Annotated in this window: 18 protein-coding genes and 1 other RNA gene; 7 read left to right on the top strand and 12 right to left on the bottom strand. The window is 51.7% G+C overall.

Features of this window, described 5'->3' with window-relative positions; genetic code table 11:
- Positions 1–62 precede the first annotated feature (62 nt).
- A complete protein-coding gene (locus tag Q8W22_RS03820) occupies positions 63–470 on the top strand; it encodes an outer membrane protein assembly factor BamE (protein ID WP_303431848.1) in 408 nt (135 codons plus the stop codon).
- A 29-nt stretch (positions 471–499) separates the two neighbouring features.
- Here Q8W22_RS03820 and Q8W22_RS03815 read toward each other — a convergent pair whose 3' ends face one another.
- Together Q8W22_RS03815 and Q8W22_RS03810 are read right to left on the bottom strand one after the other, a co-directional pair.
- Positions 500–790: an RnfH family protein gene (locus Q8W22_RS03815; RefSeq protein ID WP_303431847.1), complete on the bottom strand. Its 291-nt coding sequence runs from the start codon at positions 788–790 to the stop codon at positions 500–502.
- The gene (locus Q8W22_RS03810; protein WP_303431846.1) at positions 783–1214 is read right to left on the bottom strand and encodes a type II toxin-antitoxin system RatA family toxin; all 432 of its coding nucleotides are present in this window, start codon (positions 1212–1214) and stop codon (positions 783–785) included. Before Q8W22_RS03810 ends, Q8W22_RS03815 begins: the two co-directional genes overlap by 8 nt.
- Before the next feature lie 489 nt (positions 1215–1703).
- Between Q8W22_RS03810 and smpB the strand changes: the two genes are divergently transcribed.
- The 4 genes from smpB to Q8W22_RS03790 all read left to right on the top strand — a co-directional run bounded on the left by smpB (position 1704) and on the right by Q8W22_RS03790 (position 4463).
- Positions 1704–2186 (top strand): SsrA-binding protein SmpB, encoded by a 483-nt coding sequence (smpB, locus tag Q8W22_RS03805; protein WP_303431845.1) that lies wholly within the window; start codon positions 1704–1706, stop codon positions 2184–2186.
- A gap of 212 nt (positions 2187–2398) precedes the next feature.
- Positions 2399–2756: a transfer-messenger RNA gene (gene ssrA, locus Q8W22_RS03800) on the top strand.
- A 387-nt stretch (positions 2757–3143) separates the two neighbouring features.
- Positions 3144–3671 carry a stationary phase growth adaptation protein gene (locus Q8W22_RS03795; protein WP_305451651.1) on the top strand — a complete coding sequence of 176 codons (528 nt, stop codon included), beginning with the start codon at positions 3144–3146 and terminating at the stop codon, positions 3669–3671.
- 540 nt (positions 3672–4211) lie between these two features.
- Positions 4212–4463: a YdcH family protein gene (locus Q8W22_RS03790; protein ID WP_303431844.1), complete on the top strand. Its 252-nt coding sequence runs from the start codon at positions 4212–4214 to the stop codon at positions 4461–4463.
- 177 nt (positions 4464–4640) lie between these two features.
- On the opposite strand, the gene tadA is transcribed toward Q8W22_RS03790, so the two are convergent.
- From tadA to Q8W22_RS03765, 5 genes are all read right to left on the bottom strand, one after another.
- Positions 4641–5243 (bottom strand): tRNA adenosine(34) deaminase TadA, encoded by a 603-nt coding sequence (gene tadA / locus Q8W22_RS03785; RefSeq protein WP_370694161.1) that lies wholly within the window; start codon positions 5241–5243, stop codon positions 4641–4643.
- Between the two features lie 110 nt (positions 5244–5353).
- Positions 5354–5857 carry a MotA/TolQ/ExbB proton channel family protein gene (locus Q8W22_RS03780; protein WP_305451650.1) on the bottom strand — a complete coding sequence of 168 codons (504 nt, stop codon included), beginning with the start codon at positions 5855–5857 and terminating at the stop codon, positions 5354–5356.
- 156 nt (positions 5858–6013) lie between these two features.
- On the bottom strand, positions 6014–6373 hold the full coding sequence (locus Q8W22_RS03775; protein WP_303431842.1) for a translation initiation factor Sui1: 360 nt from the start codon (positions 6371–6373) through the stop codon (positions 6014–6016).
- Between the two features lie 55 nt (positions 6374–6428).
- Positions 6429–7955 (bottom strand): sensor histidine kinase, encoded by a 1527-nt coding sequence (locus Q8W22_RS03770; RefSeq protein ID WP_305451649.1) that lies wholly within the window; start codon positions 7953–7955, stop codon positions 6429–6431.
- Positions 7956–8055: 100 nt separating this feature from the next.
- Positions 8056–8544 (bottom strand): Lrp/AsnC family transcriptional regulator, encoded by a 489-nt coding sequence (locus Q8W22_RS03765; protein WP_305413973.1) that lies wholly within the window; start codon positions 8542–8544, stop codon positions 8056–8058.
- 222 nt (positions 8545–8766) lie between these two features.
- Here Q8W22_RS03765 and Q8W22_RS03760 point away from each other — a divergent pair, with 222 nt between their 5' ends.
- Both Q8W22_RS03760 and Q8W22_RS03755 read left to right on the top strand, forming a co-directional pair.
- Entirely contained in the window at positions 8767–10443 is a 1677-nt protein-coding gene (locus tag Q8W22_RS03760) for a 2-isopropylmalate synthase (protein WP_305451648.1), read from the top strand.
- A 359-nt stretch (positions 10444–10802) separates the two neighbouring features.
- The gene (locus tag Q8W22_RS03755) at positions 10803–12314 is read left to right on the top strand and encodes an acetyl-CoA hydrolase/transferase family protein (protein WP_303431838.1); all 1512 of its coding nucleotides are present in this window, start codon (positions 10803–10805) and stop codon (positions 12312–12314) included.
- 210 nt (positions 12315–12524) lie between these two features.
- Here the strand turns inward: Q8W22_RS03755 and Q8W22_RS03750 are convergent, their stop codons facing one another.
- From Q8W22_RS03750 to infB, 5 genes are all read right to left on the bottom strand, one after another.
- Complete coding sequence (locus Q8W22_RS03750; RefSeq protein ID WP_305451647.1) at positions 12525–14525, bottom strand: hypothetical protein; 2001 nt, start codon at positions 14523–14525, stop codon at positions 12525–12527.
- 342 nt (positions 14526–14867) lie between these two features.
- Positions 14868–16976 carry a polyribonucleotide nucleotidyltransferase gene (pnp, locus tag Q8W22_RS03745; RefSeq protein WP_305451646.1) on the bottom strand — a complete coding sequence of 703 codons (2109 nt, stop codon included), beginning with the start codon at positions 16974–16976 and terminating at the stop codon, positions 14868–14870.
- 271 nt (positions 16977–17247) lie between these two features.
- Positions 17248–17517 (bottom strand): 30S ribosomal protein S15, encoded by a 270-nt coding sequence (gene rpsO, locus Q8W22_RS03740; RefSeq protein WP_303431835.1) that lies wholly within the window; start codon positions 17515–17517, stop codon positions 17248–17250.
- A gap of 265 nt (positions 17518–17782) precedes the next feature.
- Positions 17783–18187 carry a 30S ribosome-binding factor RbfA gene (gene rbfA / locus Q8W22_RS03735; RefSeq protein ID WP_303431834.1) on the bottom strand — a complete coding sequence of 135 codons (405 nt, stop codon included), beginning with the start codon at positions 18185–18187 and terminating at the stop codon, positions 17783–17785.
- A 109-nt stretch (positions 18188–18296) separates the two neighbouring features.
- Positions 18297–21041, bottom strand: a complete 2745-nt coding sequence (gene infB / locus Q8W22_RS03730) for a translation initiation factor IF-2 (RefSeq protein ID WP_303431833.1) — start codon at positions 21039–21041, stop codon at positions 18297–18299.
- Between the last annotated feature and the right edge of the window lie 2 nt (positions 21042–21043).

Here is a 21043-nt window from a genome sequence, read left to right as displayed (position 1 = left end):
TTCATCAGGTATCATCGTCCATCAATGCAAAAACGCAAACCTCCGGACGAGACAACAGCTGAATGATGCGAGCGACAATTCTGACTTTTTTACTTGGTTTTGCAACCCTTTCCGGCTGCGTTTTCCCAGGTGTACACAAGCTGAACATTCAGCAGGGCAATATCGTCACCCAGGATATGCTGGATCAGCTACATGCTGGCATGACGGCGCACCAGGTTGAATTCGTGATGGGCACCCCGGTACTGCAAAATCCATTCAACAGCCAACGCTGGGATTATATCTATACGCTGGAAGAGCGTGACGAAATCACCAAGCAATATCACATCCAGGTATTTTTTGATGATCAGGGCAATTATATGAACTACACCGGCACGCTGCCCAACGCGACGTTCTCAGAGCAGAGCCAGCTGGATTCTCTGCCCCAGGAAGAAACCTCCGTCAATACCATCCCGGTCGAACTCACCCAGTAATGCGTCAAAATCACGCCAGGGCAAGCAGGCTACGCCTTTGCCTTGGCGGCACGATTGGCTCGCGCCTGCTTCGGGTCGATAATCAGCGGACGGTAAATCTCAATGCGATCGCCGTCCTGAACCGCCTCAGCCAAATTTCTCACCGCCTTGCCAAAAATACCCATTTTGGCGGACTCCAGATCCAATGAAGGAAATTCCCGTTGAATACCAGAGAGCCGGGCAGCTTCCAGCAAACTACTCCCGGCAGGGACTTGCACCACCAGAATCCGCTGTTTTTCCGGCAACGCGTACGCCACTTCAACCGTTATTGTGTCAGCCATACACCACCTGAGCTCGCTTCACAAACGAATCAACCATCATATTAGCCACCTGTTTGAAGGCGACCCCCAAAGCAACACCGGTCAGTTTGTTTGCCACTTCAAATTCCATATCCAGGGATACCTTGCAGGCTTCCTCCGACAATTTTTGAAAATGCCAAATACCATGAAAACGGGTAAATGGGCCGTCCAGCAGCTCCATTTCCATCCGCTCCGGCTTGACCAGACGATTGTGGGTACTAAAACTCTGATTAATGCCAGCCTTGGCGATCGTCAGCCGAGCCTTGATAAAATCCTCACCCTCGTCAATCACCTCAGTCTGTCGACAACCATCCAGAAACTCCGGATAGCGGCGAACGTCATTCACCAGATCGAACATCTGCTCTGCACTGAACATCACCAGCGCACTGCGCGTAATGGTGGTCATGATACCTCTTGAATAAAGTTGAAAAACCGCTGACTTAACCGCCGCCAAGGCAACATCGATACCGTAAACCATTCATCAAAAACAGCCCAACAGCCACGGGCAACAGACAACCCAGCCAACAAAAACTGCGCAAAGAATACCACTGAGTGGCAATAAAATGTTAGCTGAGAGAAAACCCTGCGTGTGGCCTTCCATTCTTCCACGCCAAAGCTCCTTGATAAAAAAACACGCCATAATGACCCGTTCACTACTGGCCAGCGAATGTTCCCCAGGCTGGCAACGCAGTCAGAATCCAGATCCCAATCAACACCTCACACCACTCATACCGGTTTTATCTGAATTCATGTTATTCTCCTGACCAACCTGTGGCTGTATTGTTAAAAATTCTTCAGCTGTATCAAGTTGAGAACAACGCCAAAAACAGACGCTGATGCCACAGCATCCGACCAGACAAGTCCCACACCGCCCAGAGACATTCCTGTTGACAGTATGAGTACCAAAAAAAAGCCAAAAGCCGCCAGCTCGACCATCGCCTTGAACAAACGGGCTCGCCATGACTATTTCCTTGAAGACAAGCAAGAAGCTGGAGTGATGCTCAGCGGCTGGGAAGTCAAAGCACTGCGAGAAGGCAAGTGCCAGCTACTGGATTCATACGTCACCTTCCACAAAGGCGAAGTGTGGCTCACCGGCGCACTGATTACACCGCTGAACCAGGCATCCAGCCACATCATTGCGGAACCCAGACGAGAGCGCAAACTGCTGCTCCACGCCCGTGAAATCGAACGGCTGGAGCAAAAAGTACTGGCCAAAGGCTATACCTGCGTCTGCACCGCCCTTTACTGGAAAGGCCATCGCGTCAAGGCCGAAATCGCCCTGGCCAAAGGCAAACAGTCCCACGACAAACGCGCCGCCAGCAAGGACCGCGACTGGGCCAAACAAAAAGAACGCATCATGAAGCACTCGGTACGCTGATTTATCCTGTTTTCCAGGTACTGGTTCGATAGGTACTTGGCAAAACCCACGGATAGACGTATAGTTCCGCTCTGGCTACGCGAAATACTGCGTTGCTACAACAGTCAGAACATTACCCGCAAGGGAACCTGGCCGATAAAAAAGCCTCTGAGTTTCTGACTGGACAGAAGGGCTGTTGCCCTGGGCTCACAAGCCTGAACAACACCGATTTTGGGGATGATCCGGATTCGACGTTGATTACAAAGCTAGTGGTGCATGCCGAGAGGGTAAGACGATCTCGTAAATCAAACGTTTTACATTTATATAGTCGCAAACGACGAAAACTACGCACTAGCTGCTTAATTGCAGCTTACCTCTGAACCCCGGTGCCTATAACAGGGGGACGAGGGCTAAGCCCTATAGGATCGCTTGGATGCTTCGCTCGGAGTTGAAGAGTTAAAACCAATCGAGCTCGTTCTGAACGCCCTGCCCCTCGGGCCGTGACGAACTAAATGAATAGAGACGGCTAAGCATGTAGATCTCCTAGTGGAGGATTGGCGGACGCGGGTTCAACTCCCGCCATCTCCACCAAATACGAAACCCCAAGTGATTAATTCACTTGGGGTTTTTTATTTTTATGGACACCTGGAAATACCCAACATTCATTTATCGCCTACCTTCAGATTAAACCAATCACCCCATTACTGTGTGCCATAACGGCATACAATCGACGGCAATCAGTATGTGGTATGACACACATTGACCACTACACCTAAATAAGAAACCCCAAGTGGTTGATTCACTGAGGGTTTTTATCCTGAATCTCACGCAGCAGTTATTAGTTGACCACTACAGCGGTGATTAAGTGCCTACCGAGGCAGGTATGGGGACGGTAGCGCCCCATAATTAAAGCACTGTGTCTTTATGCTGAATCCAAATCAGATCATACTGACGACTTTGTAATCACCAAGCAGAACAATGTCGAAGAAAAAACTTTTCAACCCTGGGCCAAATGACCCCCACATTCAAAAGTGGAAAGGTTTTAATCACCCTAACGGGGAAAGTTTTGATTTATCGCATTTAAATGCGCACGCTGTTACTTACCCTTCGGGGCATACTGTTTATGTAACCTACAGCCATCACTGCTTTTGCAAAGAAGAACCAGCGTTAAATGATTGTGGCGAATGGCAATACTATCACCCCAAAGATCCTCGACCGTTCCACATACATCGATATGAACTGTCGAAAGGACTTCGAAAAATTATTGAAGAGCTTCATTCAGCCTACATTGGGCATGCAGGCCACAGTGACTATGCAACCATACCAATCGGACAAGTCAATGGTAGAGAAACTTATTACAAGGTTACGTTTGCTGTATTCAGGTCGGAAAAGAAGTTAAGACTTCACGTTACTAGCGCTTACCCAATCGAGATTCGAGAGAAACTGAAAAAAATCAGATTGGAGAACATTTTGGCGAAAGTGCTTAGATCCAGGAGCCAAAAATAACAAAGGACTCCTTAAGGAGTCCTTCGGGGAATAAGCTAGAGCCTATTCCAAATCCGGAATCACCATTACCGGGCAGAGCCTCGACCACTAGGGTTGTGGGATGTTTATGAGCAAAGCCCATAATCCGTCGCATCCATGTGTGTACTGTAACAAATATACCGGACCCTACAATTCTTAATAACTATCAGGATTCCACTCTTGATAAATAAAAACAAATAAAGTCTACACTGCTTCCTTATGAATTAAGGTCCAGATGAATGAAGGCCCAGAGCCTTTACGATAAAAAATGACCACTGCCAAACACCTTATTCAGAGCTAAGCAGTTTGCACAAAATATAACCCCTACGGAAAGAGCTTGCGCGGATCAGCCAACCAGAAAAAGGCAATACAAGCCCAAGCATAAGATCTCCGGCTCATGCTTGTAATTTCACGATTACAACAGCCTTCCACGCAGCATAGCCATTGTCTTTGAATCTGACCTGTATCAAGACTGCCTTACTGGCCGGCGTTATCCTGAATGCAGTCACCAAGGAGATTTACATGCCGATAGAAGCCCATGACCTGCACCACGATTTTCCAGAGTTGAGTGAACAGATTCGTGATTTGAAGATGAATGACCGTCATTTCGCCAAGCTGTTCGAAGAATACGATGTGCTGGACAAGGAAATACGCCATATAGAAGAACAAAAAGAAGCTGCTTCTGATGAACGTCTTGAAACGCTGAAGGTGCGTCGTGTTGCACTGAAAGATGAGCTTTACACCATGCTGAATCAGGCCGTTGATAACGCCTGATAGTGCTGGCCCGCTCCCCGACTCTGACTGACGTATCTCTCAGTCTCCGACTAACGCCTCGCTCTTGCGGGGCGTTTTTGATGGTAACCCCAAACCAGATCCAAAATACCGGATGGCAGGCTTTTGCTGATACCTGTAGCTGCGCGCTTTATAAATAACGCCCAAATGCACTTTAACTTAACAAGCCGTCTCTCCGCCAGCATCGCAGCCTGACGGCTTGCCTGCATGATGGTCCGATGCATCCGGTTCCTCTTGAATGGGAGTGTCGGAAGTGTCCGGTTGTCGGGCAAGCGCTTTCAGGCGTTTGCGCGCCGCTCGCCGTGCAGCAAAGAAAGCCGACAGCATCTGGCCACACTCTGCCGCCATCACACCACTCTCAATCTGGAAGGTATGGTTAAAGACAGGATTAGCGGCTAACGGTATGGCGCTGTGAACTGCACCGGATTTCGGTTCAGATGCCCCATACACCAGACGTTCGATACGACTGTGAACCAACAAGCCATAACACATGGTACAGGGTTCCAGGGTAACGTACAGGCAAGCACCACTGAGCCGGTAGTTACCAATGGTGGCGGCAGCTTCACGTATTGCCAGCATTTCGGCATGGGCACTGGGGTCAAGATCGGTAATCTGGCGATTACGTCCACGACCAATCACCTGACCATTCAGCACAACCACGGCACCGACCGGTACTTCACCATCGTCAGCAGCGGTTTGCGCCAAGGCCAGCGCCAGGGTCATGGCTTCTTCATCACTGCGGATCAGCGATTGTGATGACATCGGCCTATGACTCACTGATTTTGCCTGCGGCTGTTATTTCTCTCACGACGGTTATTAAACCCATGGTTTGGCGTCTGTACTGTTAAAACAGGCAGCATGATACCCACTGCCTAATCGAAAGCCAGTACCGTTTTGATGCGCCGTTTTTCGTGTTCAATAATCCGCCTCAAGACGGTTTGTGCCAGCAAGCCTGTGATCGCGCCCACCATACCGGCAACCGTTGACAAGATGGCTTTGGAAATACCAGCCGCCATGGGTTTGGGGCTACCGGCACCGAGTTGCACCATGACATCAAATACTTCAATCATGCCTGTGACCGTCCCCAGCAAACCCAGCAGAGGACAAATAACAATAAACATCCGGATAGTACTGAATCCTGCATCCAGCCCCATCGTCAAACTGGCCAGCAGTTCCTGATGAATCTGTCGAGAGATCCAGCTGTGTTTACAAGAACGGGAACACCATTCCTGCTGTGCAATGGCGCATCGGGCCGGATGCACTGCCACCACATACAAGGTGCGTTCGATCAGGTACGCCCAGAGTAAAAAGATAACCGCCATAATGGGGTAAATCACTTCACCGCCGCGTTCCAGAAACAAGCTGATTTCTTCCATTAGCGCAGACTCCGGCATGCTATTGAAGTCATCAGCTTATCGTGTTGGCAAAACAAATAATCAGGTTGTTGGGCCAGCTTTGAAGTACATCAAACCTGGCGGGCAATTCATCAGATCGTCATTCGTTTGATGAGGCAGTGTCATGTATCGGGCTTATTATCCGCCAGATTTTTTCACCGTAAAACCACGCCGGGTCAGCTCAGACATCAGCAAATCACGCTGCTCCCCCTGAATTTCAATAACACCATCCTTGAGTACACCACCAACGCCACATTTCTTTTTCAGCTCTTTGGCCAGTGTCTTAAGCTCGGCTCCGATCAGCGGCACTCCGGTCACCAGAGTCACGACCTTGCCACCACGCCCTTTGGTTTCTCGTGCCAGACGCACAATCCCGTCGCCCTGGGGTTGCTCTGGCTCTCCGCAGCGACACTGTGCCACGGCTTCCCGACATGCGGGGCAGGTACGTCCAATTTCAGTGGAATAGACCAGTCCACCGCTGTTTTTTTGCTTGGCCATGTGATTCCTCATTGTTGCTACCGCAACGCTAAATCATTCACAGCCATTCGGCAAATCAACTTGCCGCAGAGCTGGCACTGCTCGATAACGTTGCCACAGGAAATGTCAACAGCACCTGGGTACCGACTCCCAACTCACTATCAATGGTCAAATCCCCACTATGATAAGCCATCACAATAGCGACCTCAGCCAACCCCAAGCCGTTTTCCGGCACTCCCCAATCCGCATGGATCCAGCTGTTCACCGCGGTAGCATCCATGCCCTCCCCGGTATCCCGGATGGATACACATACCGTGTCGTTCACGGTTTCGAGGCGAATGGTTATCTTGCCCGGCTCACTTCCAAGGGCTTCACGGGCATTGGCAAGCAGCTGCCGAAATGCCAGACGAACCTGACTCTCAACACATTCAATTCCGGGGATAGGCGTTGTTTCAATTACCAGGTTGATACGTTCATTGAGCGACTGCTCCGCGACCACCTTCTGCATCAAGGCAGCCAGATCCAGGCTCTGTCGAGGCTCTGGGCTGGCCAGAACATGTAGTTCGTTGATTCTCCGGTGGACTTGCTCCAGATTGGTTCTGAGCCTGACCAGCTGGCCCGGAGGATGATCGCGACCATCGGATGCCAGCCATTGCTTCACTTGCTGCTCAGACTCGGCCAGTGGCTGGTTGGATTCTTCTGTAATGGCCGCAACCAAATACCCCAACGATGCCATTTGCTGCGAGTGAGACAACAGTCGCTGGGTACGCTCCAGTTCATCAAAACGCTGCTGCAGCTGGCTCTTGCTGTTTTTTAACGCCCTGTTACAGGCCTGCATCTCATGTTCCAGCACTTGCTGCTCTTGACGAGCATTTTGCTCCTCTTGCTGGCAACGCCGCAGCTCCGCTGCTGTAGACGTTAACAAGTAATTGATCTTGCCCGTTAATGCCTGCAATTCACACAGCCTTTCCTGACATGTCACCGGGGGCTGCTCAGTACAACCTGGGACAATCCCCTGGAGTTGCCGAATCAGCTCACCCAGCGGGCGAGTCAGTCGCTGATAGAAAATCACCACCAGCGCCAGCACCAGCAAAAGGTTACGTACCACCTCCAGTGCCATGGTCATCGCTGCTCGTTCTCGAAACTCGGTATGAATTTCACGCTTATCAATCCAGACGGTCAAACTGCCTATTTTTTCAAAATGTGCTTCCACCAGATTATTGCCGAACAGGTCGACTGTTTTTTCCAGCAAGTAAGGCTGCAGCAGATCATTTTTCAGATCATCAGCCGACAGTCCACGCCGCTGGCTATAACCAGACAAGTCATCGTCGACATACACTGACACAATGGAGCGATTCAGCATCAACCCTTCAAAAATCAGCTGAACGGCGGTGTTATGGTATTGCTGCAGTGCCAATGCCAGCTGATCGCTCTGATACACCAGCAAGGTATCCAGATTGGTCTGAAAACGTTCTTTTTCTATTAGATAATCGATGCGAATTTGTACTGCACTGAACAGCACACTGAGAACCAGGCTGCATATAAGAATGTAGCCTGTCAGTTTACTTGCTGCTGAAGGAAATTGAGGTATCACAGTTGCCATTGCCTGATTCCGCTGGTTCTACCTGAGTATAGCCGCCTCCGCTGCCGCTGTTTGGAGCGGACTCTCGGCAAAAACGACACTGCATCACAACACTGGCCTGCTAATCCAGTGGCAAAGCACTGCGATCGACCACCTTACGCATTACAAAACTGGAATGAACACCGCTGACACCTTCAATACGAGTCAGCGTTCCAAGCAATAATTGCTGAAAGGCTTCCATATCACGGACAATAACCTTGAGTACATAGTCTGCCGACTGACCGGTAATCAGATAACACTCCAGTACTTCAGGGCAAGCATCCACCGCAGCCTCAAAGGTAGCAAATCGTTCCGGTGTATGTTTGTCCATATTAATATGTATCAACGCCAGCAAATCCAGGCCCAGTTTTCGGGCGCTGACATGAGCACGATACCCTTCAATCACGCCGCTGTCCTGCAATGCCTTGACCCGGCGAGAACAGGGCGAGGGAGACAAGCCAACCTGATCAGCCAGCTCCAGGTTCGACAAGGCTCCATGCTGCTGCAACAGCGCCAGAATACGCCGATCGGTACGATCCAGAACAACCAGGTCACGAGCAGATCGACTCATGCAAATCTCTCCATCAATATCTTTGAGGAAGCCGCAGAAAAAGCATCTTTTACCAAGCCTAAAAGCAACTCAGCAATTTATCACCAACAATTCAAGATATAGAACAATATTCACAAAAACAACCGTGCAAAACCACAACAATTAACAATCTTTCATCCCGTACTTCACTTTACACTGTACCCAGTTTCATCACAGCAATCTGAATACCAGTACGGAGCCACCATGAGTCATCATAAATACAGCAACCCGGACTTCAATCCGGAAAAATACCCGCGTTTTCCTGTTATCCGGAAAAGCGATCGCCGCTGGCCCAATGCGGAAATCAAGGCGGCTCCGCTGTGGTGCTCTGTCGACCTGCGTGATGGTAACCAGGCGTTGATTGAGCCCATGAACGTTAGCCAGAAACAGGCAATGTGGCACTTATTGGTCGATATGGGCTTCAAGGAAATTGAAGTCGGCTTCCCTGCTGCATCACAACCGGACTTCGACTTTGTCCGCTGGTTGATCGAAGAAAATCGTATTCCGGATGATGTCACGATCCAGGTGTTGGTACAGGCGCGTAATGATCTGATCGAACGCACCTACGAAGCCCTTGATGGTGTGCGCCGCGCCGTGGTGCACGTGTACAACTCAACCTCTCCGGTCCAGCGTCAGAAAGTCTTTAACCTCGACAAGGCCGGTATCATCGACATTGCCCGCAAAGGCGCTGCCAAGGTACAGCAAGTCGCACGGGACTATCCGGCAACAGACTGGACCTTCCAATATTCACCAGAAAGCTTTTCCGGTACGGAAGTCGACTTCGCCGTCGAGGTGTGTAATGCCGTCATTGATGTTTGGCAGCCCACTCCCGAGAAAAAAATCATCCTCAACCTTCCTGCCACGGTTGAATCGGCCATGCCCAATGTATTTGCTGATCAAATTGAATGGTTTTGTGATCATGTTGAAAAACGCGATAGCCTGTTAATCAGCATCCACACCCATAACGACCGGGGTTGTGCCATAGCCGCAGCGGAAATGGCCATTCTGGCCGGAGCCGATCGTATAGAAGGCACCTTGCTGGGCAATGGTGAGCGCACCGGGAATATGGATATCGTCACCATGGCCATGAACCTCTATAGCCAGGGTATCGACCCGCAGTTGGATATCAGCATGGCTGACGACATTATCAGCACCGTCGAAGCCTGTACCAATATCAAGACCCATCCGCGCCACCCCTGGCTTGGAGAACTGGTATATACCGCTTTTTCCGGTAGCCACCAAGATGCCATCCGTAAATGCCTCGCCGTGCAAACAGCGAGTGAACACTGGGATGTCGCTTATTTGCCAATCAATCCGGAAGATATCGGTCGCAGCTACCAGTCTGTCATCCGGGTCAACAGCCAGTCGGGCAAAGGAGGAGCCAGTTATTTGCTTGAGCAGGAAATGGCCATCACCTTGCCACGCTGGGTACAGATTGAACTGGCCCAACCTGTGCAGGCATTGGCTGAACGCAGTGCCAGCGAACTGCAAACCGACGATATCGTCAGCTTGTTCCGCCGCACCTTTATGACCAGCCATGGCCAGTTGCAACTCGACAGCTACACCCTTGAAGGCAGTGGCAGCCAGACCGCCGTTCAGGCTTGCCTTAACGACGGCAGCAACCTGATCAGCTTGCACGGGCACGGCAACGGTGCGATCAGTGCCTTTACTGACGCCATCCACCGCGCATTAGGTGTATCGGTCCAGATCGTGCAATTTGATGAGCAATCATCCGGTGAAGGTTCGGATGCCGGGGCTGTCGCCTTTATCCAGGCCAATATCAATGGCCAACGCTACACTGGCGCGGCAGAAGACGAAGACACATTAAGCGCCAGCATGAATGCCGTTTTGGCGGTGGTGAACCAGTCTATCGCCCAGTAGTCTTTGAGAGAACAGCATCGGTGCAAAACTAACGACTGCAAGGCTTGCACCGGTGCTGTTCTCTACTGTCTTTTGTATATCTAACTAACGTATCACCGACAGCCAATACCGCAACGTATAAGCTAGGCCCGCCCTGCCCTTAGCGTTTTACGCTTACAGCTGTATTTCCCGCCCGTTTTGCCAAAAAACCACCTGACAATTATGTCATTTTATTCAACACACTGTTTTTATAGACTTAAGTCGATACCGAAAGATGGTACTTAGCACGCATAAAGCCATACTATTTGGCACGTATTGGCATAAAAAAGACATGAAATACGCCAATCGGATATTACTCTTTATATAACCGGGACTTTTCTATGGCTACAGATTCACGCATGCTCTGCACGGCACTCTCTGATCGACTTATGTCTGCCGAAGACGCCGCCGCACTGATACCTGCTGGCAGCACCGTTGGCATGAGCGGCTTTACTGGCGCAGGTTACCCTAAAGCCATTCCTGCTGCTTTGGCTGATCGTATAGAAAAACTGAACAACGCTGGCGAAGAATTCCGCATCAACATCTGGACTGGCGCGTCAACCGCACCGGAACTGGATGGTAAGCTGGCGGCCGTCAACGGCATCAATATGCGTTTGCCTTTCCAATCAGATCCAATCTGCCGTGAAAAAATCAATAACGGCAGCATGGATTACATCGATATCCACCTGTCCGAAGTATCCCAGTACGCCTGGTCCGGCTTCCTTGGCAAAATGAACATTGCCGTCATCGAAGTCACTGGTGTACTTGAAGATGGTCGCCTGATCCCTTCCTCTGCGGTTGGTAACAACAAGACCTGGATCGAACAAGCTGACCACATCATTCTGGAAGTCAACAGCGCTCAAAGTGCTGGTCTGGAAGGCATGCACGATATCTACTACGGTACTGCCTTGCCGCCGAACCGCAAACCTATCCAGATCAGCAAGCCTACCGACCGTATTGGCAAGCATTATCTGGATTGCCCAACCGAGAAAGTCATTGCGGTTGTTGAAAGCCACGCTCCCGATCGCAATTCAGCGTTTAACCCACCAGATGAAATTTCGCGCCGCATTGCCGGCCATATCCTCGAATTCTTCGAGCAGGAAATTGCTCTGGGACGTATGCCGAAAGAATTGCTGCCAATTCAATCCGGTGTGGGCAACATTCCTAACGCCGTACTGGAAGGTCTTGATGCCGGCCCATTCAAACAGCTGACTGCTTTTACCGAAGTAATCCAGGACGGCATGCTGGCCATGCTGAAATCCGGCACTCTGGCAGCCGCATCTTCTACCGCTTTCTCACTCAGTCCGACCGCCATGGACGAGCTGAACAATAACATCGACTTCTACCGGGAGCGGATCATCTTGCGTCAGCAAGACATCAGTAACCACCCGGAACTGATTCGTCGTTTGGGAGTGATCGCCATGAATGGCCTGATCGAAGCCGATATGTACGGCAACGTCAACTCTACCCACATTATGGGTAGCCGTATGATGAACGGTATTGGTGGTTCTGGTGACTTCGCCCGTAACGGTTATCTGTCAATTTTTGTAACGCCATCAACCGCCAAAAATGGTGCCATCTCTGCCATCGTGCCAATGGTTTCTCACGTTGACCACACGGAACACGACGTCAAGATTCTGGTTACCGAACACGGTCTGGCGGATTTGCGCGGCCTGTCTCCAAGACAGCGTGCACACGTCATTATAGAAAAATGTGCCGATCCAGCCTTCCGCCCAGCCTTGCGCGATTACTTTGATCGCGCCTGCGCCAGTGGTCGTGGCATGCATACTCCGCATTTGCTGGGTGAAGCATTAAGCTGGCACCAACGTTACGAAGAAACCGGCCATATGTAAGACGATGTAATATCGTTTTGATGGTTTCCAGCCATCAGGTGTCAGCTCCTGACCCTGATGGCTGATCTTCTTCAGATGCTGGCTATTCAGTTCTGATATCAAGCTTTCTATTCTTTTCCAGCCCTGCACTCAGACAGCCACAACACCAGCCACAACACCAGTCACTATGACTGCAAACCCTTACCACCGTCCCGGTGTGTCAGATCAACGTTATCGCTGTAACGACTGCCATTCCGACTCCGTCAACCAGCTTGCTTCTGGCAACCCCAAAGATAACGCCAACCGAACCAGGCCGTGCAACCAGCTGCATGCATTCGCTTGTGGTATTTCGCCCAGCCGCGCCGCAGGGTGATTACTGAATCCCAGTACCTGACTGCTATCCAGATGCAGGCGACGACAATGCCCAATAAACACTTCCGGGCGCATATCACAGAAAACCAGACGCTGACGTACAATCTCGGGGAACAGACCACTGATAATTTGATCGTCAACCTGACAACCGGCTTCGGCTGAATCCCTGGCGTGGCGAAACCGGCCAGGCTCCAGCAAGTACACCAATGAATGTGGCCGTTGATGCTGTTGCAAGCGCTCACTGATCTGTAATGCCTGCTGCAAAGACTGATAACCACTGGCCACCAGCTGAATTTCCGCAGCACAATGCCCATGCAAACACACAGCCCCATGACTGACCAACTGCTCTGCCATCGCCGGTGTCATAATAGAGGCAACCGGGCCATCCGGAATGACTAGCTGCATCACCACTCCAGTCTCACCGTAGCAGCTCTTTAAAGCCGCCTGCGCAGTATTGCCATCCGGGATCAACAGCACCCGCATCTGATCGGCACTTTGCGACAACAAGAGTTCTGTCATTTCAGGAGCGGCAGGGTCATGACGACAAACCAGTGGCAAGCCAGCCCAGGGGGCGGCTTCATCATCCAGCTTTTGCCGACGAGCAAAGGCAATCGCCTGTAACACCGGCTCCAGTATGGCAAGACCGGCAGACTCGTGTGTCACCAGCATATTGATGCCCATCTGATTGCCCAAGCAGGCATTGACCAGTAATTCACCATCGTGATGATGAAGCAAAGCCCCGGCTGTTCCGGCACTGCGAAGCCCCAACCGCTCACAGCTGATCGGCAATGTCTTTTGTACAGCACCAAGGTGGCTCGCCAGCCGAGGCCGTAATGCCGGATTAATTTCACAGATATCGGCGAAGTAACGATCCAGCACTGACAACACGTCATGCGGTTGTTGCGCACCTTGCCAATGCGGGTCTGGACGGTTCACCGTTACCATAAAAGGTCGTAATGGCTGACGCGGCTGTCGTAGTACTGCAGCCTTGGCAGGCCAACCGGTACTGGCTGCTGGCTCAATTGCGACTGCAATAACCGGCTGGCACACCAGCGTAAGCCAGGGCAACCAGTGTATATCGGCAGTCTGTCGCAACGGCCACTCCGCCTCAGCTTCCAGCAATGCACAAGCAATATTGACTGGTCTGGCATCGGTTAATAACAGCTCATCACTATCCACGGGCTGCTGACCATTGTCCGCAACCCAGACCGGAATCAATACACCGCTATCCTGCCGGGACCACCAAGCCAGAGTGCGTCCCATTCGCTCTTTTAATTCGTCAATATCACCATCCATCACCAGCAAGGCCACTTCTCCTGGTAACGGTTGATGGACAGCCTGAGTTACCAAGGTATCCAGCGGTGCTCTGGCTCCCATCAGTTCAGGCGAAATCCAGGGGCCAGGCAGAATCTGTTGCTCCGTATCCCGGCCAAATTCCTGTTCAAAACGAGTCCAGCCATCAAGAGTTAACGGATAACGCTGTTGGCGGGCACGGTTTGCACTGCCAGTAAGTAACTGCCAGATTTCCAGCGCCGCTCCCATGCCTGGCAGAGCCGATAACCAGTCGCGGCGCTTGCCCGTCAGGTGGTTGATCAACATACCCGCAGCGGCCAGTTGCATCAGTACCTGCCACTGAGCGGCGGAACCTGGCATGGATAAAAACCCGGCTTGTCGTTGCAGCGCCGGAATACGGTCATACAGCTGATCAGACAACCGCTCGGCCACCCACAAGGCTTCCGTCACCCGACTCATCGGCACAGAACAACCGGCCTGTGCCAGCGCACGAGACAACCGACCGGCGTCCGAGCTAACATCCAGACTGCCGCCGGTTTCTTTGAGTACCATTCGTTCACGTGCCATCACGCTCTCCAGACCAATCATTGCCAACAGTTAAAGACACATCCACCCGCTGCCAACACAAAAAACAGAATAAAACCCACCTGCGCCATCGTTTTAATGGATCCATACCCGGCGCAATCTGAACCGGTCATCGGCGAGCAGGCTGTTATTACTGCAGCGGATTTCAGCTACTTTATTAGTCTAGGAGCAGCCACTCTCTGGTGTCTTGCCGTGCATCAACCCCTGCCGTATCAATCACAGTGAGAGAGCAGCCATAAAAAAACCGCCCGAAGGCGGTTTCAGAAAGCAGTCAGTCCGTTTTCGTCAGCTAAAAATCAACGAAACCGGTGCACCGCTCAGATATCAAGCAGGTTGCTCGACACCCTTCATGGTCAGTTTGACACGACCTTTTGGATCAACATCCATTACGTGTACGTTAACCATTTGACCTTCTTTCAGGTAATCGGTCACGTTCTCAACACGCTCTTCGCTGATCTGAGAGATGTGCAACAGACCATCCTTGCCAGGCAGAACGGTGATGAAAGCACCAAAATCGACGATTTTGCTGACTTTACCTGTGTAGGTAGTTCCTACTTCGATATCCGCAGTGATTGCTTCAATCATGCTGCGCGCCAAATCAGAGGCTTCTTTACCAGCCGCAAAGATCTTGATTTCGCCATCATCATTGATGTCGATCGAAGCACCGGATTTTTCCGTAATATCACGAATGGTCGCGCCACCTTTACCAATCACTTCACGGATTTTATCGGAAGGAATCTTCATGGTGCTCATGGTCGGTGCGTTTTCAGCCAGTGTTGTACGTGGCTCAGCAATCACAGTGTTCATCTGACCCAGAATGTTCAGACGGGCTGCTTTGGCTTTTTCCAGAGCAATTTCCATGATTTGCTCGGTAATACCTTCGATCTTGATATCCATCTGCAAGGCAGTGATACCTTCATCAGTACCAGCCACTTTGAAGTCCATATCACCCAGGTGATCTTCGTCACCCAGAATGTCAGTCAGAACGGCAAACTGTTCGCCTTCCTTGATCAGTCCCATGGCGATACCAGCAACCGGGGCCTTGATCGGTACACCTGCGTCCATCAGTGCCAGGGAAGCACCACACACGGACGCCATGGAAGAAGAACCGTTGGATTCGGTGATTTCTGACACAATACGAATGGTATAAGGAAATTCGTCTGCTGTAGGCATCATTGCCTGGATACCACGACGGGCAAGGCGACCATGACCAATTTCACGACGGCCTGGCGTACCCAGACGGCCAGCTTCACCAACAGAATATGGAGGGAAGTTGTAGTGGAACAGGAACGGATCGTCCTTGGTGCCGTGCAGGAAGTCGATCATCTGTGCATCACGGGCAGAGCCCAGAGTGGTCACAACAATCGCCTGGGTTTCACCACGGGTGAACAGAGCTGAACCGTGCGTGGTGTTCAGTACACCGGTCTCGATGGTCAGAGGACGAACGGTATCGTTATCACGGCCGTCAATACGTGGCTCGCCATCGATAATGCGTTTGCGCACAACTTCGTATTTCAGCTCGCCCATCATGTCAGCGATATCGTCAGCGGAGAAACCTTCTTCGCCTTCTGCTGCAGCCAGTTTTGTAATCGCGTCAGCCTTGATCGCGTCCAGCTTGCCGTAACGCTCCATCTTGTCAGACGTAGTATAGGCTTCACCGATCGCAGCTGCAGTCTCTGCTTTTACTGCTTCGTACAGCTCAACGTTCTTGGCTTCAGCTGCCCAATCCCATTTGCTGACACCCAGTTCTTCAACCCACTCACTGATGGCCGTGATAGCAGGCTGGAAACCTTTGTGGGCAAACAGTACAGCACCCAGCATTTCGTCTTCAGTCAGTTCGTCGGCTTCGGATTCCACCATCAAGACGGCATCTTTGGTACCGGCAACGATCATATCCAGCAAGGAATCTTCCAGCTGAGTCTGAGTCGGGTTCAGGATGTAACCCTTGTCCTCAATAAAGGCAACCCGTGCACCACCGATTGGACCATTAAAAGGCACACCGGATACTGCCAAGGCAGCGGAGGTAGCAATCATGCCGCACATGTCTGGATCAACATCTTTTTCAGACGACATAACCGTGACGATGACCTGAACTTCGTTCATGAAGCCATCGGCAAACAAAGGACGGATCGGACGGTCAATCAGACGGGAAGTCAGTGTTTCTTTTTCTGAAGGGCGGCCTTCGCGCTTCAGGTAACCACCAGGAATACGGCCTGCAGCGTACATTTTTTCCTGATAATGAACCGACAGCGGGAAGAAATCCTGGCCGGGTTTGGTTTTCTTGGCAGCTACGACAGTAGCCAGCACCTGGGTTTTACCCATGGTAACCAGTACCGCACCATCGGCTTGACGGGCAATTCGGCCAGTTTCAAGCGTGATGGTGTCGTTACCGAGTTGGAACGTTCTGGTATTAGCGACAGGTTTGTTGCTCATGTATTCATTTTTCCTGTAAATCAAACGAAGCTGCATCACCGCCGGTGCTTCTAAGCATTGGCCGTTGCACGAGCCGGCTTCCCCCACGCTGACAGCAGAACGGGGATATCGGGTTCCCTGACGGGAACCAACGACAAATGGTTAGAAGCACCACCGCGTTCTTGCGGGGCTGGCACCACAGTGATAACAGAATTTAGAGGGAGTATAGACAGCCGCACAAGCGAGCTACAGAAACAACAAAAGCCCCGGAGGGCTTTTGCTGCAAGCGAGATTAGCGACGCAGACCCAAACGCTGGATCAGATCCAGGTAACGGTTAGCATCTTTACGCTTCAGATAGTCCAGCAGCTTACGACGCTGGTTAACCATGCGAATCAGACCGCGACGGGAGTGGTGATCTTTGCCATGCTCCTTGAAGTGACCTTGCAAACCCAGAATGTTATGGGTCAGCAGGGCAACCTGAACTTCCGGTGAACCGGTGTCACCTTCGGCAGTTTGATACTCTGTAACGATCTCAGCTTTTTTCTCAGCAGATAATGCCATGTATAACTCCAACATAATGTGCATCAGGTAAACCTGACGTTAAAAAAGACATCGCTACCGTGCACATTAACAGTAGTATGCCGTTGCAGACCTGACCAACCACGAGAAGGTCAAATGCTGCAGATACTGGCCATAACCAAGGCTTGATCAGCCTTGTACCGGCACTTGTAATTGTACTGAAGGTGCTGCATTGAGGCTAGTATTAAGTGCTTGCCGCAGCAGGTCTTTATACGGTAGTGCCTCAGCGTCGCCACCCCAGCCGCCTTTATGCGTCGTCGTCTTCAGCAGAAGCCTGATTGGCCTTGTCCTGATCACGGGCCTGACGAATCAGGCCAGTCAGGTGGTGTCCCCGATCCATGCTTTCATCATAGTGGAAACGTAACATCGGCGTCACACGAGTCGTCAGAATACGGGCCAGTTCGGAGCGCAGATAACCGGCGGCGTCATTTAAAATGGCGACGGTCTGTGCCTGGATTTCCTGATCGGTTTCTCCCTTGGCACCCATCACGGTGAAATAGATATCGGCATAGCCGAGATCCTTAGCCACCCGCACGTCATTCAAAGTCACCATTCCCAGGCGCGGATCTTTCATTTCAAACTGGATTTTCAAGGCCAGTTCGCGCTGAATCTGTTCCGACAAACGGGAGGTTCGACTGTAATCTTTTGGCATGATATTTCTCTCTTGCTGCGGCTATGGGCGCAGGCTACAGACGCCAAAGCCCGGCAAGGCCGGGCTTTGTCAAAGGGTCAGACCCAAAGTACACAAGGTACTTGATGGATCACAGAGTACGAGCAACCTCACGGACGTCAAATACTTCAATCTGATCGCCAGGGCGAACATCCTGATAGTTTTTCACGCCAATACCACACTCCATACCCTGGCGAACATCAGCCACATCATCTTTATAACGACGCAACGATTCCAGCTCACCTTCATAAATCACCACGTTTTCACGCAGCACACGGATTTTCTTGTTCCGGTGCACTGTGCCTTCGGTCACCATACAACCAGCAATCTGGCCGAATTTTGGTGAGTTGAAGACATCGCGAACTTCGGCGATACCAACGATTTCTTCGCGCAGCTCTGGCGCCAACAAACCAGCCATCGCCTGTTTCACATCATCCAGCAGATCGTAGATCACGCTGTAATAACGCATATCCAGGCCGCTGTTTTCCACGATACGACGGGCAGCATTGTCAGCCCGTACGTTAAAGCCGAAAACAACCGCACTGGAAGCAACCGCAAGAGTCACGTCGGTTTCCGTAATACCACCCACTCCGGACGATACCACGTTCACTTTCACTTCATCGGTAGCCAGCTTCTGCAAGGAAGACACAATGGCTTCCAACGAACCCCGAACGTCGGTTTTCAAGACGATATTCAGTACCGCTGGAGCACCTTCGCCCATACCACTGAACAAGGCGTCCAGTTTTGCGGCTTGCTGACGTTGTTGTACCTGCTCTTTGGCCTTGTTCTCACGATATTCCGCCACTTCGCGGGCTTTCTTCTCGTTTTCAACCACCATGAAGCTGTCACCAGCATCCGGAGTGCCATTCAGACCCAGGATCGCAACCGGAATAGACGGGCCGGCTTCATCAACCGGCTTGCCGTTTTCGTCCAGCAGCGCACGGGCGCGGCCATAACAGGTACCGGCAAGCACGATATCGCCTTTTTTCAGCGTACCGTTCTGCACCAGCATGGTTGCAACCGGACCACGTCCTTTATCAAGACGGGATTCCACAATAACACCACAGCCCGGGCCGTCGAAGTGTGCTTTCAGCTCCAGTACTTCGGCTTGCAGCAACACCGCTTCCAGCAGCTCGTCGATACCCAGACCGGTATGGGCAGAAACCGGGATAAAAGGTACATCGCCACCCCAGTCTTCTGGCAGTACGCCACGAGCGGACAATTCATTTTTGACACGGTCAACATCCGCGCCTTCCTTGTCCATTTTGTTGATCGCAACAACCAGAGGAACTCCGGCAGCATGGGCATGCTGTACGGCTTCTTCGGTTTGAGGCATCACGCCGTCATCGGCGGCAACCACCAGAATAACCACGTCGGTTGACTGGGCACCACGAGCACGCATGGCAGTAAACGCCGCGTGTCCCGGTGTATCCAGGAAGGACACCATGCCGTGATCTGTTTGCACATGGTAGGCACCAATATGCTGGGTAATACCACCGGCTTCTCCGGCCACCACTCGAGTACGACGAATGTGATCAAGCAACGACGTTTTACCATGGTCAACGTGACCCATAACCGTTACGACCGGCGCCCGGGTTTTTTCTTCACCCTCGTAAGATACGGAGTCTGTAACGTCTTCTTCCAGCTGATTGTCAGAGATCAGCTTCGCCACCTTGTGGCCCATATCTTCAACCAGCAGAGTCGCGGTGTCCTGATCCAGCGTCTGGTTGATGGTCGCCATAACGCCCATACCCATCAGACTCTTGATCACTTCACCGGCTTTAACACTCATACGGGAAGCCAGTTCGCCGACTGTAATCGCTTCTGGCAATTCAACTTCACGAATAACCGGTGCTGTTGGACGGGTAAAAGCGTGTTCGTTGTTGTTTTGCTGTTGCTGACGGCTACGGCTGCCCTTGCCTTTAGCCTTGCTGCGACGACGACCGCTATTCTGGCCACCCTCGGAATCCATATAGCGGCTGTTTTCGCGGGTATCGGAACGCTTCTTGTCGACCACCTTGCCTTTCTTGCGATGCTCTTCCTGACGTTGCTGAGCAGCTTCTGCCTCTGCACGTTTTTGCGCAGCATCTTCTTCAGCAGTCAGTGGCTTGGCCTTGACGCGAGCGGTAGCAACCGGCTTGCTGGGGCGTGCGGAACGATCATCACGGCGAGGCTGGGGTGCCGGCTCTGTTTTGGCTGCTGCAGGCTTGGCCTTGGCGGCAGCAGCGGCTTTGGCAGCCTTGGCAGCAGCCGCGGCTTTTTCGGCGGCAGCTTTTTCAGCAGCAGCCTTGGCAGCCAGCGCCGCCTTGGAGTCAGCACGCGGAGCAATACTGACCCGCGCGGTTTGTGTGATGGGCTTGCTAGCCGCCTCGGCCTGGGCACGAGATTCAGCTTCGGCTGCACTGCGCGCAGCACGTGCTGCCCGTTCTTCGGCAACACGACGTTCAGCAACTCGAGCCGCTTCGTCAGCCGCCTTGGCTTCTGCAGCCAATCGTTCTGCTTCTGCCTGACGTGCTGTTTCAACGTCTTTATCCATTTCATCCCGTTTCACGTAAGTACGTTTTTTGCGTACTTCGATCGATACGGCTTTCTTGCCACCCTGACCGGTTTTCAACGTTGTGGTCACCTTGCGTTTCAGAGTGATTTTCTGGGGTGCCAGTTCATTGGCACCACCGTGGCTCTTTTTCAAAAAGGTCAACAGGCCGGCTTTTTCTTCATCCGACACTCTTTGTTCTGCTGCGGTCTGTGGCAGGCCCGCTTCTTTCATTTGGGACAACAAGCGATCTACGCTGGTCCCCACCACGTCGGCGAGTTCTTTAACTGTTACTTCTGCCATGC

Origin of the sequence: Oceanobacter sp. 1_MG-2023, from assembly GCF_030689025.1 — a bacterium.
Lineage (GTDB): Bacteria > Pseudomonadota > Gammaproteobacteria > Pseudomonadales > Oceanobacteraceae > Oceanobacter.
The sequence above is the reverse complement of the archived record's forward strand: the minus strand, read 5'-3'. Positions and strand labels throughout refer to the sequence as shown.

What these genes read in the sequence shown, in the direction of transcription:
- Q8W22_RS03760 (WP_305451648.1), top strand. Translation starts at nt 8,767, where the DNA reads ATGAGTCATCATAAATACAGCAACCCGGACTTCAATCCGGAAAAATAC.
- Q8W22_RS03795 (WP_305451651.1), top strand. Translation starts at nt 3,144, where the DNA reads ATGTCGAAGAAAAAACTTTTCAACCCTGGGCCAAATGACCCCCACATT.
- Q8W22_RS03780 (WP_305451650.1), bottom strand. Translation starts at nt 5,857, where the DNA reads ATGGAAGAAATCAGCTTGTTTCTGGAACGCGGCGGTGAAGTGATTTAC.
- pnp (WP_305451646.1), bottom strand. Translation starts at nt 16,976, where the DNA reads ATGAGCAACAAACCTGTCGCTAATACCAGAACGTTCCAACTCGGTAAC.
- tadA (WP_370694161.1), bottom strand. Translation starts at nt 5,243, where the DNA reads ATGTCATCACAATCGCTGATCCGCAGTGATGAAGAAGCCATGACCCTG.
- Q8W22_RS03815 (WP_303431847.1), bottom strand. Translation starts at nt 790, where the DNA reads ATGGCTGACACAATAACGGTTGAAGTGGCGTACGCGTTGCCGGAAAAA.
- rbfA (WP_303431834.1), bottom strand. Translation starts at nt 18,187, where the DNA reads ATGCCAAAAGATTACAGTCGAACCTCCCGTTTGTCGGAACAGATTCAG.
- Q8W22_RS03755 (WP_303431838.1), top strand. Translation starts at nt 10,803, where the DNA reads ATGGCTACAGATTCACGCATGCTCTGCACGGCACTCTCTGATCGACTT.
- smpB (WP_303431845.1), top strand. Translation starts at nt 1,704, where the DNA reads ATGAGTACCAAAAAAAAGCCAAAAGCCGCCAGCTCGACCATCGCCTTG.
- Q8W22_RS03770 (WP_305451649.1), bottom strand. Translation starts at nt 7,955, where the DNA reads ATGGCAACTGTGATACCTCAATTTCCTTCAGCAGCAAGTAAACTGACA.
- rpsO (WP_303431835.1), bottom strand. Translation starts at nt 17,517, where the DNA reads ATGGCATTATCTGCTGAGAAAAAAGCTGAGATCGTTACAGAGTATCAA.
- Q8W22_RS03790 (WP_303431844.1), top strand. Translation starts at nt 4,212, where the DNA reads ATGCCGATAGAAGCCCATGACCTGCACCACGATTTTCCAGAGTTGAGT.
- Q8W22_RS03750 (WP_305451647.1), bottom strand. Translation starts at nt 14,525, where the DNA reads ATGGCACGTGAACGAATGGTACTCAAAGAAACCGGCGGCAGTCTGGAT.
- Q8W22_RS03775 (WP_303431842.1), bottom strand. Translation starts at nt 6,373, where the DNA reads ATGGCCAAGCAAAAAAACAGCGGTGGACTGGTCTATTCCACTGAAATT.
- Q8W22_RS03765 (WP_305413973.1), bottom strand. Translation starts at nt 8,544, where the DNA reads ATGAGTCGATCTGCTCGTGACCTGGTTGTTCTGGATCGTACCGATCGG.
- infB (WP_303431833.1), bottom strand. Translation starts at nt 21,041, where the DNA reads ATGGCAGAAGTAACAGTTAAAGAACTCGCCGACGTGGTGGGGACCAGC.
- Q8W22_RS03820 (WP_303431848.1), top strand. Translation starts at nt 63, where the DNA reads ATGATGCGAGCGACAATTCTGACTTTTTTACTTGGTTTTGCAACCCTT.
- Q8W22_RS03810 (WP_303431846.1), bottom strand. Translation starts at nt 1,214, where the DNA reads ATGACCACCATTACGCGCAGTGCGCTGGTGATGTTCAGTGCAGAGCAG.